The organism is Glaciimonas sp. OK215, from assembly GCF_057787885.1.
The window spans coordinates 5,058,189-5,071,415 of the sequence record NZ_CM173544.1; the positions used below are offsets into that span (position 1 = coordinate 5,058,189).

Annotated in this window: 9 protein-coding genes; all 9 read right to left on the bottom strand. The window is 56.0% G+C overall.

All coding sequences use genetic code 11. From position 1 onward, the window contains the following. Positions 1–13: 13 nt before the first annotated feature. Entirely contained in the window at positions 14–961 is a 948-nt protein-coding gene (gene folD / locus AC3CHX_RS23355) for a bifunctional methylenetetrahydrofolate dehydrogenase/methenyltetrahydrofolate cyclohydrolase FolD (protein ID WP_488630362.1), read from the bottom strand. Positions 962–1,063: 102 nt separating this feature from the next. Then, complete coding sequence (locus tag AC3CHX_RS23360) at positions 1,064–2,026, bottom strand: electron transfer flavoprotein subunit alpha/FixB family protein (protein WP_488630363.1); 963 nt, start codon at positions 2,024–2,026, stop codon at positions 1,064–1,066. A 2-nt stretch (positions 2,027–2,028) separates the two neighbouring features. Beyond that, the gene (locus AC3CHX_RS23365; protein WP_488630364.1) at positions 2,029–2,823 is read right to left on the bottom strand and encodes an electron transfer flavoprotein subunit beta/FixA family protein; all 795 of its coding nucleotides are present in this window, start codon (positions 2,821–2,823) and stop codon (positions 2,029–2,031) included. Positions 2,824–2,838: 15 nt separating this feature from the next. Continuing rightward, complete coding sequence (locus tag AC3CHX_RS23370) at positions 2,839–4,236, bottom strand: HEAT repeat domain-containing protein (RefSeq protein WP_488630365.1); 1,398 nt, start codon at positions 4,234–4,236, stop codon at positions 2,839–2,841. A gap of 1 nt (position 4,237) precedes the next feature. After that, positions 4,238–6,364, bottom strand: coding sequence for a (Fe-S)-binding protein (locus AC3CHX_RS23375; RefSeq protein ID WP_488630366.1), 2,127 nt, complete (start codon positions 6,362–6,364; stop codon positions 4,238–4,240). A 247-nt stretch (positions 6,365–6,611) separates the two neighbouring features. Continuing rightward, positions 6,612–8,804 carry an oxidoreductase gene (locus AC3CHX_RS23380; RefSeq protein ID WP_488630367.1) on the bottom strand — a complete coding sequence of 731 codons (2,193 nt, stop codon included), beginning with the start codon at positions 8,802–8,804 and terminating at the stop codon, positions 6,612–6,614. 207 nt (positions 8,805–9,011) lie between these two features. After that, a complete protein-coding gene (locus tag AC3CHX_RS23385; protein WP_488630368.1) occupies positions 9,012–11,207 on the bottom strand; it encodes an oxidoreductase in 2,196 nt (731 codons plus the stop codon). Positions 11,208–11,504: 297 nt separating this feature from the next. Beyond that, complete coding sequence (locus AC3CHX_RS23390; protein ID WP_488630369.1) at positions 11,505–12,389, bottom strand: phosphoribulokinase; 885 nt, start codon at positions 12,387–12,389, stop codon at positions 11,505–11,507. Between the two features lie 84 nt (positions 12,390–12,473). After that, positions 12,474–13,193, bottom strand: coding sequence for an FAD-binding oxidoreductase (locus AC3CHX_RS23395; protein ID WP_488630370.1), 720 nt, complete (start codon positions 13,191–13,193; stop codon positions 12,474–12,476). Positions 13,194–13,227: the final 34 nt, after the last annotated feature.

A 13,227-nucleotide genomic window follows, 5' to 3' on the forward strand; every position in this document is an offset into this window, starting at 1 on the left:
GCAGCATGGGTGGCTAACAATTCTCCTTACGACTTACTACCAAGGTATTAAGGGTATCAATGGCGCTTTCGGCAGGTCGAATCCGAGGAGCCCCGCTCCTGCTCCGACGCGCTGCCAGCACACGCTCCGCCGACTCCAGCGTGTTCACGATCAACATGGTCACTGTCATCGGCCCGACGCCACCGGGCACCGGCGTAATGTACGAGGCTTTCTGCATCACTCCCTCGAAATCCACGTCGCCGACAATACTGCCATCGGGCATCCGGTTGATGCCAACGTCGATCACTACCGCACCAGCTTTGACCATCTGCGGCACGATCAATCCGGGCTTGCCTGCCGCTACCACGAGAATGTCCGCCAAGATGGTGAACTGTGCCAGGTCACGCGTGCGGGCGTGGCAAATCGAGACGGTGGCTTCTTGCTGCATGAGCATCAGTGCCATAGGCTTGCCGACAATATTGCTGGCGCCAACCACAACGACATTCTGTCCACGCACATCAATGCCTTCGGCCTCCAGCAATTTTTGCACGCCGTAGGGCGTGCACGGAGGAAAGATGGAATTGCCTATCACCAGACTGCCGACGTTGTATAGATGGAAGCCGTCCACGTCCTTCTCGTGAGAGATGGTTTCCAGTACCTTGCGCACTGAAATATGCGGTGGCAGCGGTAGCTGGACCAGGATGCCGTGTACGGAAGGATCATTGTTGAGGGCCATGATCTTTTTCAGCACCTCCTGTTCCGCCACCTCGGCCGGGAACGCCAGCAGCGTGGACTTCACACCCACTTCAGTGCAGGCGCGCACCTTGTTGTTGACGTAGACGCGCGAAGCAGGATCGCTACCGACCACCAGCACGGCCAGCCCAGGACGGCATCCGCCAGCTATCAACTGCGCCGCACGTAGCTTGCACTCCTCCCGGACAAGACGCGCAAGCGCCTTGCCGTCGATAATTTTCGCAACCATTTCAAATCCTTTCTTTCGGTCAAAAATACGCCGACTGGCATCGAACCCATGCACCTGGTTCAGAACGCTCAAACGATCGTTGCAGAAGAAAATCCGATGTAGCTAGGCTAACTGGTTGCGCAATTCTTCCCCGATTTCGAAAATATCGCCCACGATGCCATATTTTGCGATGGTGAAGATCGATGCATTGGGATCGGTGTTCACGCCGACTATCGTGGGCACGTGCTTCATGCCGGCCATATGCTGGATGGAGCCGGAAATGCCCATCGCCACATACAGTTTGCAGGACCCTACCACCTTGCCGGATTGACCGACCTGCCGAGATTTCGGCAACCAGCCGGCATCCGCGATCGGCCTGGAACAACACAGCGTGGCGCCAGCCATTTCTGTCAGTTCCCGGAACTGTTCCACGTTATTTTCTTCCGCGATGCCACGCCCGATCGACATGATGAACTCGGCCGTCGTAATATCGATGTCATTACCTCCACCCTGTTCAACGAACGCCAGATTCTTGCTGCGAGAATGCGTGGCAGCCACATCGAAGCTGCTAAGCGCCGGAGATCCCGTTTCTTCCACGGGCTTGAATATGCTCGCACGCAACGCCAGTACCACGCACTCCTTGCCGGGAAAGTCAATTTCCACGTTCACTTTCTGGTTATACCCGCCACGGGTGGCCACCAGTTCGGCGCCCTCGTAGTCGATGTTGAACACGTCGGTAGCAAAACCGAACAGGCCCTTTGCCGCCAGGGTGGCGGCATAGCCCAATGCGTCGACCGAATGTGCAAGCAGCACCACCGATGGCTTTCTGGTGTCGATCAGAGCGGTGACAGCTGCTGCATAAAAGTCGGGGTCAAACTCGACGGCTGGCACCTTCGCCATCACCACTTCATCGACGCCCTTGACTGAAACGCCCTTGACGTAGCCATCGATCTGACTTCCGATCAATGCCACCACCACCTTGTCGTCAGCGGACTGCCTCAGCAGCTGGGCCGCGGCGATCAATTCAAGCGATACCGGGGACAATTCGCTACGGCGATGTTCCGCAACTACCAAAATCGTTTTCATGATTACTCTCCTTTGAATGCGCGGATAATTTCGATCAACCTGGCCGCCTGCTGTGCCGGAGTGCCTTCAATCATCGCGGCACGCCCTTTTTCCGGAACATACATGCGGCGCACACGGGACAGCGCACTGGCGGCCCCGACTTCCTCGGCAGTCAGGCCGATGTTCGCTAGTGCGACCACTTCAATTGGCTTGGCAGCGGCCTGTTTGATACCGCGCAATGAAGCGTAGCGAGGTTTGTTGATCCCCAGTTGTATCGTCAGCACGGCAGGACAGGCGATTTCGACCTCATGCGAAGTGCCGCCTTCCAGCTCGCGGCGAATGATGGCCGTGGCGCTACCTGGCGAATATTTCAGGTCGGATACCACTGCGGCATGCGGCCAGTCAAGATAGGCTGCGGTAGAAATCCCGGTGGAACCATATGAGTGGTCCGATGATTGCACGCCGGCAAACACCATGTCCGGGGCTTCCTTTTTGATAACGGCGGCAAGGATGCGGCCGATAGCGACAGAATCAGAACCTTCCATGGCATCGTCCCAAACCCTGATGGCGCGGTCTGCGCCTTTGGCCAGGCACTTGCGCAGGCTTTCATCGACCCGCTCCGGGCCTACCGACACCACCACCACTTCGACATCGACGTCGCTGGACTCCTTGATTTTCATCGCCTCCTCGACCGAATAGTCATCCCACTCGTTCAGGTCATAAGTCAGGAAATCATCATCCACATCCTTTTCGTCCGCGCGGAACTCGAAATCCTCATCCAGCGCCGCAACCTGCTTCACAGTCACCAATATCTTCATGGTCTTTCTCCTAAGTTATTCCATTGAAAACTGCATCTTGCTGTTGGCTTCCTGTGCAAACCGGTCGGAAAACCATTTGAAAACCGTAAATCTCACCGACTGATCGGGATCATCGTGCAGCCCCCACCTGTCCTTTTCATTGAATACCGGATTACCAATCAGCAGCAATCGATGCAGGTAATACGGATCCTGTAACAACGGCCGCAAGATGCTGCGTTTCGCGCTGCGATTCAATATCACCCCGCGTCGCACATCCGGTTCCGGGGACAGTGCAAGCCGTCGCAAAATTGACTGTGCAGTGCGGGGATTGGATGCAACCCCACTCAGGACATCGACTCCCGTGTCCTCGGCAAGCCGCTTCAACAAAGCCCTGGTTGCGTTCGCCTGGTAAGCCACGGCAGCACGCACCCAAGGATTCCCATCCCCGGCCAGTTTTTTCAGCAAGGCCGGGGGACAGCCCGGATTGCGCGCTACCGCACGCCTGACCTCCGTTTCGCTATCCTGCGCCAGCTGTTGCAGCAGGACTTTCGGCAGCAGCGGGTTACGCCCCAGCCATTGCCGCACCCAATGGTCCTGGTCCTGCGCCAGGCACTGCATACTGGCCGACGTCAGATCGTCCCTGGCCGCCACGGCGCGCCGGACAGAGGAAGCGTGATCCTTGACCAGCGGTCTGATCGATGCGCCGGGCGCGGCTGGGTTGGCGGCAACGGCGCGCCTTACCGCCGCATCCGCGTGCCGGGACAGCCCGGTCAATCGCCTGGCGCCTACCCGCCTGTCGCGCGCCAGATGCCTGAGCACGACCACTTCGTGCTCGTTGAGCGCCTGGTCTATCACGCTTTGCGGGCAGCCGGGGTGCGCGATCACCGCAGCGCGGACAAAGGCATTGCTTCTCCGGTAGACCTGTTCCAGCACATCCGCCGGCGTGGATGGATTGGTCGCCACATCGCTATCGAACTGTCCCGGCATGCGAGCCGCCAGCATCCTTATCGCTCGCCCGCTCGCAGCAGGATTAGCGCTCACCGCCGCCAGGCTTTTCAGGTCGGTGTCAAACTCGGCAATCACTTCCAGTACGCTGGCCGGCGCATGGGAATGCTGCGCGATCAAGCCTATCAGCGCCGCCTGTTTTTCCCCGCTATACAGGCTGAGCAAGGCCCGTGCAGGGGTGCCCGGATTCTGGTCCAGCCGCACCTTCACGGCGCAGTCCCGCGTCCCGGCCAGAGCCTGCAGAACCGCGCCCGGGGTGTGTTCCCAACGCGCAAACATCAGAGCGTTCTTGCGCTCGCCAGAGATCACCTGTTCCAGTTGCCCACGCTGTTGCGCTGTCGCCACGGCATATACGGCAGCTGCGGCGAACGGATCCCTGGTTTTCAGGACAAATGCCACGAGCGCTTCAGCCTGTGCCGGGGCTGCCAAGTCAGGCTTCCTCCGCGACTGCTTCCAATTCCTCGTATTCCACGCACGCATCGATCAGTTCGATCAGCTCGCGCACCACGAACTTTCCCTCATAGCCCGAGGTTTTCAGTGCATCTTCGAACATGGTGAGGTCCTTGGGACAGGACACGACGAACACCTCGAGCCCTTCGATGACTGCCGCTTCCTTCATGCGGTTGGTCGAGGGCTTTTCCAGGCCTACCGGGTCGGGGATCCAGATGCGGCCGCCGCCAGCGCCACAGCAGAAGGAATTGTCTTTATTGCGCCCCATCTCCACCAGTTCACAACCCAGCATTTTTAGAATGTCGCGCGGAGCGTCGTAACCTTTGTTGAAACGGCCCAAATGGCATGGGTCATGAAAAGTCACCTTGTAATTCAGTTTTTTGGCTAAAGGCAACCTGCCTTCTTCAATCAGGCGTTTAACTACGGTGCTGTAGTGTTGAATCTCGTAGGTGCCGCCAAAATCCGGATACTCATTACGGATCGTGTTGTAGGAGTGCGGATCTGTCGTCACAATGGATTTGAAGTCGCAGTCGCCCAATGACTTGATATTCGCGGTGGCCAGAAACTCATAGAGACCTTCTTCACCCACACGCCGTACATCATTACCTGCGTTTAACTCGCCTTCGAATAGCAGGCCGAAATCCACACCCGCTTTATGCATCAGCCGAGCAAATCCTTGCGTTACTTTTTGATTGCGTGGATCGAATGAAGCATAGTCGCCGACAAACCACAGCATATCGACCGCCTCTTTTCGCGCATCCTTGATGGCGAACGGCAGCGCCTTCACCCATGAAGCCCTTTTACGCTTGGACTCGCCGAACGAGTTGCCGGTCTTGTGGATGGTGTGCAGCGTTTTTTCCAGCAGCGGATCCATTTCTCCCGCCTCGACAAGACTGCGCCGCATTTGCACGATGATAGGCACATGCTCCACGGCTACCGGGCAAATTTCCACGCACGCCAGGCAAGTGCGGCACGACCACAACGTTTCCATGAACACCTGGCCAATATCTTTGCCATGAATATCGAGCTCGGCTTCTTTTGGCAGTTCTTTGGCGCTCAACGCCTTGTTGGCAAACTCGCGCAGTGAAAGAATCACATCCCTGGGCGACAAAGGCGCGCCCACTGCGTTTGCCGGACATGCCTCCTGGCAGCGTCCGCACTTGGTGCAAGCGTCCAGGTGCAGCAAGTTCTTCCACGTCAAATCGGTGATGAGCTTGTAACCGGCATTCTTCTGCTCATCGGGCACCTTGGGCAACCGTCGGCCGGCCAGCGGATCCTTGAACATTAGCGAGGCTGAAGCTGTAAAGATATGTTTGATCTTGGAATAAGGAATGAACGCGATGAAGGTCAGCGCCAACAACCCATGAAACCACCACAAGCCAAAACGTAAAGCACCTGCGCCCTCGGGAGTAAAGCCCACGAACTGCATGATATGAGCCAGCACCGCGCCAACTGGCGACCACATGCGGTAATCCCACACCTCTGGACGATCGTGAAGCCATGCCAGGCGGGCAGCTTCAAGGATAAAACCAGTAATGCCAATCAGATTGAATGACCACAGAAAAGCCCAGTCTTCGCGGCGATAAGCGCTCCGGTCATAGTCTGCGTCGCCAGGTTTTCTATCTACCCTTGCATAATCAAGCTTGGGCAGATTCAGCCACTTGCGGCGGTACATCATGTAGATGAGGCCAACGAGCAGACCCAGGCCTGCAAGGTCAAGTATCAGCGAGAACCATAAATATAAATTGCCGTACCAGAATTGCACGCCGAACAGCGGTTCGAGGATGTCATATTGCAACGTGATGACGGCCGTGCCGATGAACAACAACACGAAGCTGAAAAAGATCAGGGCATGTGCATAACCGGCCTTCTTGTCACGCCGCACCAATGTCCTGTGTGTAGCCATCGTTTTGGTCATATCGATAAAGCGATGCAGTAACCCGCCCCAGGAGCCATCCGGCTGGCCGCGTCGATATTTTCTGATTTGCACGTAGGTGCCGTAAATAAAAACGACAATAGCCGCATAACCAATTGCATAGAACGCGTGTATCGCCTGCGGCTGGAAGTTCTCAAACAGCACTCTGGTGATTTCTCTTGGATTGTTCATTGGCATCGCTCATTGATTATGTGCATTGGCTTTTAATCTGTTGGTTAGGATCGCCGCAAAGCCCTGCGGCGATCCTGCTCAGACCAATCTAAAGGAATCTCTGATTGAATAGAGGAAGTTCTGAGTAAGCGTAGCCTCAGCTAAAGCTGACCGGGTTCAAGTTCAGGGGGAGAAGCGCAGTCGTACGAAAGTACGATGAGCATCGCAGCCCTGAAATTGGATCGCGCAGTAGCTTAATCAGAGCTTCCTAAACCTTGTATTCGATTTTGAATTGTCCCTCCGGCATGTGTGGAACACCCCATACAGCTACTTCACGCTTGTAAGGCAGAGCGATTTGCGGATTCGCCTCTTCAATCTCACGGGCCACACGGTGACCGGTGAAGGTCGCATCGGCAATCAGGCGAGGTGCTTCAGCGTCCCCAATCAGGTAAATACCCTTGATGTCGTTTTTGGCCCATTCCGCTTCACGACCTTTCAGCGCGTTATACAGACTGCATTCCGAATGACGGCCAGTGACCAGAATCAGCGAATCAAACTCAAGCCAGCGATGGCTTGTGTTGGCATCGCGCGGGGAAACGCCGGGGCCGCGATAGGTACGTTTCGAACCATCACCCCAGATGTTGTAGATTTCAAGGCGGCCGCGTTCTATTTTCGAACAGAAATGGTCGCCTAGCTCCTCCACGTGCAACTCGTGCAAACGACGCATCATGTTCGGATACTCAAGTGTGAAGTGCATGTAGTTGGCGAGATGCACGCCCGACACCACAGTCACCTGGTGGCCATCTGCTGCCAGTTTTTCGGCAAGGCTTGGCGCCATGAAGTAGGTATCGGCATTCAGAATCACCACGCGCTTGCCGATTTTCTTCTTACCTCCAAACACTTGCTCCGGAGTGAGCTGATCCGGCAGTGAAGCATCGGCACCCGGAATGGCTTCATGCGTCAGGCAGTTGTTGCCATCGGTATTCCATGAAGAGCCTGTTGCAATAACCACCTTGTTCGCGCCATATTGCAATACATCCTCGGCGCTCAAGCGCTTCTGGCCGAGAGCGATCTGACTTTCTTTATTCTTCTTGACCAGCTTGTTGAGCTGGACTTCGCGATAGTCGCGGTGATAGCCCCACTCTCCCAGGCCCGGCAGCGTCATCAAGCTGTTGAGGTGGCCGCCGACCTTTTCCGCGCTGTCGTACAAATGCACGGTATAGCCCTCTTCCATCAGCACGCGCGCGCATTCCGAACCGGACGGGCCGGCGCCGACCACCAGCACCGAGTCCTTGGAGCTGCTCTTGCGGAACTTCTCCGGGTGCCAGCCGCGCCGATACTCTTCGCCGGCGGTCGCGTTCTGCGTGCAGATCATCGGCGGCCCGCCGATTTCCCAGCGTGAAATGCATACATTACAACCGATACAAACGCGGATATCGTCATACCGGCCTTCTTCAATTTTCTTGGGCAGGAATGGATCGGCGATGGAGGGCCGCGCGCAACCGATAATATCGGCGTAGCCCTTGGTGACGATTTCGACCATTTTCTCCGGGTCGGTGTAACGGCCTACACCCAGTACCGGCTTCTTGGATACCTGTTTGACGAACTTGGTCCAAGGCACCTGGTGGCCTTGTTGGTAAAAGCGTGACGGGCCTGCATCTTCGCCCCATTCGGCGATATCGCCTACGTCCACATCCCACAAATCGAGCAGTGGGTCAGCCAGCTCGATGAACTTCATGCCGTCCACTTCCACTTCGATCTGGCCCGGACCATACACGGTATCGACTGCAAAGCGGGTTGCGATGGCACATTCGCCGCCCACTGCGTGCTTCACTTTTTCCAGTGTTTCCAGCCAGAATCGTGCGCGGTTCTCCAGTGAGCCGCCATATTTGTCAGTGCGCTTGTTGTAGTACGGGTTGAGGAACTGCAACGGCAGGTAGGAGTGCGCGCCGTAGACATAGACAATATCGAAGCCTGCGTCGCGTGATCGCTTGGCGGCATCGACATAGTATTGTTGTACCTGAGCGATGTCGCTCAGATCCATCTCTTTACAGTAACTTAGCGTTTCGAATTCCGATGCGTACTGACTGGGGCCGCGGGGGGTTGCGCGAGATTCCATATTCGGCGCATGGGCACCGCCGTACCAAAGCTCAACGCCAGCCAAGGCGCCATACTTGTGCACTTCGTCAGTCATTGCGCGCAGATTACGCACATCGCCTTCATCCCAGATACGAGCAGAGAGACGATGCGTGTCGTCGGATTCAGGATGGATGGAACAATATTCGGTGTTCATCGCGGCCCAGCCGCCCTCGGCCTTCATGGAGCGATGCGCTGCCTGGAATCCGGGTTTGTCGGAACCTGCGCCGATACAATGCGGCACCTGGTAAAAACGATTGCGCAACGTCTTGGGGCCAATCTGGATTGGTTCAAATAGAATATCGTGCTTTGGATCGCGTGCCATGTTTTTCCTCCGTTCGATTTGAATGAGTTGCGTGCGGTCTTATTCTCAATCCAGCGGGGGCGGCTAACAATTCTCCTTACGACTTACTACTAAGGTATTAACTGTGCCTGGCACGCTGCTCCAGTCAACGGCATGGATGCATCACAAAAAGGCCGGTGTAGACAATGCCACCGGCCTTGTTGAATGCCAAATTACCGCCCTGCGCTGCTACACCTTGTACTCGATTTCGAAGTTACCGCCGGGCATGTGCGATTTGCCCCAGACCGCCACTTCACGCTTGTATGGCAGCGGGTACTGGGCCTCGGCTTCCTCGATTTCGCGCGCCAGGCGATGACCGGTGAAGGTGGCGTCGGCGATCAGGCGCGGCGCTTCCGCATCGCCGATGACATACACTGCCTTGATGCCGTTCTTCTCCCACTCGGACTTGCGTTGCTTGAGTTCGCGGTACAGCTTGTCTTCGGAATGACGGCCTGTCACCAGCACGACGGAGTCGAACTCAAGCCATTCTTGCGAGGTGTTCGGGTTACGCGGATGCACTCCTTTGCCGCGATAGGTGGCCTTGTATCCTTCGCCCCATTTGTTCTCGATCTGCATGCGGCCTTTTTCAATGCTCAGGCAGTAGTGATCGGGATACTCGACGATACCGAGCTCATGGTTGCGCCGCATGACGTTGGGGTATTCCAACGTGAAGTGCATGTAGCCCGCTACGTGCACGCCGGATACGAGTGTCACGTCGTGGCCAAGCATCGCCAGTTTCTCGACCAGGCTGATTGCCATGAAGTAGGTGTCGTAGTTCAGCACCACGACACGCTTGCCAATCGGCTTCTTGCCGCCGAAAACCTGCTCAGGCGTGAGTTGGTCCGGCTGCGATGCGTCTGCGCCTGGAATCGGTGCATGCGAGATGCAGTTGGTGCCATCGGTGTTCCAGACTCCGCCGGTGGCGATGACTACCTTGTCCGCGCCGTAATTGAGCACATCGTCCGCCGTCATGCGCTTCTGGCCCAGCGCCAGGACCGAGTCTTTGCTCTTCTTGAGCAGCTTGTTGATCTGAATTTCGCGGTAGTCGCGGTGATATGCCCACTCGCCCAGACCCGGAAGTCCGGTGGCGATGTCATTGAGGTGGCCGCCGATTTTTTCGGCAGCGTCAACCAAGTGCGTGGTATAGCCGCGTTCCAGCAGTACACGGGCGCACTCGGAACCGGAGGGGCCTGCACCGACGACGAGAACGGTATCTTCGGAGGTCTTCCTGGCGAACTTCTCCGGATGCCAGCCGCGGCGATATTCTTCGCCAGCGGTCGCATTCTGGGTGCAGATCATTGGCGGTCCACCAATTTCCCAGCGCGAGATACAGACATTGCAGCCCATGCATACGCGTATATCTTCGATCCGGCCTTCTTCAATCTTTTTCGGCAGGAACGGGTCGGCAATCGAAGGTCGTGCCATGCCGATGATGTCGGCGTAGCCTTTGGTCACCACTTCGCACATTTTTTCCGGATCGGTGTAGCGCCCTACGCCCAGTACCGGTTTCTTGGCGACTTGTTTGATGAATCGGGTCCAGTGCAGATGGTGTCCTTGTTGATAGTAACGTGACGGTGTGGCGTTCTCGCCCCATTCCGCGATACCGCACAAATTCACGTCCCACAGGTCGACGAGGTCGTCAGCGAACTCTATGAACTTCAGCCCATCATCCTGAACTTCCACACCATCCTTGCCCAGCAAGGTATCGACGGCAAAGCGTACGACCACGGCCATGTCGTTGGGCACGGCACGGCGCACCTTCTCGATGGTTTCAACCCAGAAGCGGGCACGGTTTTCGAAAGAACCGCCATACCGGTCGGTGCGTTTGTTGTAGTAGCTCGACAGGAACTGCAGCGGAATGTAGGAGTCGGCACCGTATACATAGACAAGATCGAAGCCGGCATCGCGCGCGCGCAGAGCCGCATCGACGTACATTTGCTGTACCCGGGCGATTTCATCTATATCCATTTCCTGGCAGTAGGTCAGCGTCTCGAACTCGGATGCGTACTGTGTAGCGCCACGCGGCGTACATCGGGACTCCATGTTGGGCGCGTGTGCGCTTCCGTACCAAAGTTCGGCACCGGCATATGCGCCGAATTTATGGATATTGTCTGTCATCGCACGTAGATTGTGCACGTCGCCTGCATCCCACAGGCGGGCAGACAAGCGATGGGTATCGTCGGACTCAGGATGCACCGAGCAGTATTCGGTGTTGATGGCGGCAAAGCCGCCGTCCGCCTTCATCGAGCGATGCGCTGCCTGGAAGCCTGGCTTATCGGAACCGGCGCCGATGCAGTGCGGCACCTGGTAAAACCGGTTGCGGAAAGTTAATGGGCCTACCTTGATGGGTTCGAATAGGATGTCATGTTTCGGATCTCTTGCCATTGCCGTGTCCTCCGGTAAGGCCACCTAAAAAAACCTCAGTTTTTAAAAAATGCACCCTTTTAAAATCAATGGGTTGCAAACGCGAAAACGCGGCAATAAGAGGTTATTAAAAGTACCCATAGGTTAAAAAACTTTCAAAATAGGATGTGGATATCCTGAGTTGAAGGATAGCTATGTGGGCAACTAAGTATATTGCCCATAGTAGTTACTACTAACTGGGTAGAGTGAAAGCCAAGTCCTTATCCGGCTACAGCCCGTGTAGCGTGGTTTCCGGAGGGACTCTGAATACTGCCTTTGTCAAAGAACGCTGCTGGCACGTTTTTTACGTTCCATCATGCGCAGGATGAAGGGTGTGAAGATCAGTTGCATCGCCAATTCCATCTTCCCGCCGGGAACGACAATGGTGTTGGCGCGCGACATGAAGGAGTCATGCACCATATTGCGTAAATACTGAAAATCAATGCCTTTCGGATTGGCGAACCGAATCACCACAAAACTCTCGTCCGGTGCCGGTATCTCACGGGCAATGAACGGGTTGGAGGTATCCACGCAGGGCACGCGCTGAAAATTCACATGGGTGTGCGAGAACTGCGGACAGATGGTGTTCACATAATCCGGCATGCGGCGCAGGATGGTATCGGTGACCGCCTCGGTCGAATAGCCGCGTTTGGACTTGTCGCGCCACAGCTTTTGAATCCACTCCAGATTGATCACCGGCACCACCCCGATCAGCAGATCCGGATGCTGGGCGATATTGACCGTATCGTTGACCACGCCGCCGTGCAATCCTTCATAAAACAGCAGATCGGTATCCGCCGGTAAATTCTCCCAGGGGGTAAAGGTTCCTGGTTCTTGTTTGTAAGGTGCTGCTTCTTCGGGGTCGTGCAGATATTTGCGACGCTTGGCCGTGCCGGTCTCTCCATAGGTGCGGAACAGCGCTTCGAGTTCAGCAAACAGATTGGTATCCGGACCGAAATGACTGAAATTCATATCGCCGGTCTCTTCAGCCGCGGCAAGCCTGACCTTCATTTCCTTGCGGTCGTAGCGATGAAAACTGTCTCCTTCAACGATGACCGACTGGATTTTTTCGCGCCGAAAAATGTTTTCAAAGGTACGGGTAACGGAGGTGGTACCCGCGCCGGACGAGCCGGTAATGGCAATGATGGGATAGCGCTCAGACATGATGTGCTCTCGAAAAAAATAAACAGGTACCCGGGACAGGCCATAAGTCGGAACCAAGGCGGCACATGCGTATGCCGACACCCATTAGCTGGCAAGTTGATCCGATAATATCGCCCCAGCTACGACGCCGGCCGCAGTAGCCGCCTCGAACGCATCGTTCACCATATTCGGATTGCCGCTCAAATAAACGCACCATTCAGCGGACAGGCATGTGTCTCTCATCGCGATATCCAGCGCACGGCCGGAGCGGCAACCATGCGCAGCATCGCCCCGGGAAACGCAGGGCACATAGCGAAAATTGGGATTTAGCCGGGCGAGCGCCTGAAGCTGATCGACCAGGTACAACTCGTCTCTATGCCTGACCCCATGATAAAAATGAATATCGCCTCTATGCCCATGCCGCAACGCGTCACGGGCCATGCCGTAAAGCGGGGCCAGCCCCGAGCCGGTGCCGATCATCAGCATGGGCTGATCAAGGTTCGCAGGCAAGTAGTAACAGAATCCCTGCGGCCGGCTGACATGAATCGCATCGCCAACTTCGAGTTCTTCATGAAACCAGCGGCTGACAACGCTGCCGGCACTGCGGCGGACATGCAAATGCAATTCTTTGTCGACATATGGCGTGCTGGCGAGAGAATAGCTCCTTGCCGTATGCTCATCGATAAATATCCGCAGATACTGGCCGGCCTTGTAGTGCTTGATTTCCGGACAGGACAACTGGACGCACACGGTTTCCGAATTCAGTTTTTCGATCCGTTCGATTGTCGCTATGAACTGATCATTGCCTGGAAAAGAATATGGCATATCCGACTCCTCATAGACGCTGAAACGATGGAAA

Excerpts from the sequence above, each read along its gene's own strand:
- folD (WP_488630362.1), bottom strand. The coding sequence starts at position 961 with ATGGTTGCGAAAATTATCGACGGCAAGGCGCTTGCGCGTCTTGTCCGG.
- AC3CHX_RS23360 (WP_488630363.1), bottom strand. The coding sequence starts at position 2,026 with ATGAAAACGATTTTGGTAGTTGCGGAACATCGCCGTAGCGAATTGTCC.
- AC3CHX_RS23365 (WP_488630364.1), bottom strand. The coding sequence starts at position 2,823 with ATGAAGATATTGGTGACTGTGAAGCAGGTTGCGGCGCTGGATGAGGAT.
- AC3CHX_RS23375 (WP_488630366.1), bottom strand. The coding sequence starts at position 6,364 with ATGAACAATCCAAGAGAAATCACCAGAGTGCTGTTTGAGAACTTCCAG.
- AC3CHX_RS23380 (WP_488630367.1), bottom strand. The coding sequence starts at position 8,804 with ATGGCACGCGATCCAAAGCACGATATTCTATTTGAACCAATCCAGATT.
- AC3CHX_RS23385 (WP_488630368.1), bottom strand. The coding sequence starts at position 11,207 with ATGGCAAGAGATCCGAAACATGACATCCTATTCGAACCCATCAAGGTA.
- AC3CHX_RS23390 (WP_488630369.1), bottom strand. The coding sequence starts at position 12,389 with ATGTCTGAGCGCTATCCCATCATTGCCATTACCGGCTCGTCCGGCGCG.
- AC3CHX_RS23395 (WP_488630370.1), bottom strand. The coding sequence starts at position 13,193 with ATGCCATATTCTTTTCCAGGCAATGATCAGTTCATAGCGACAATCGAA.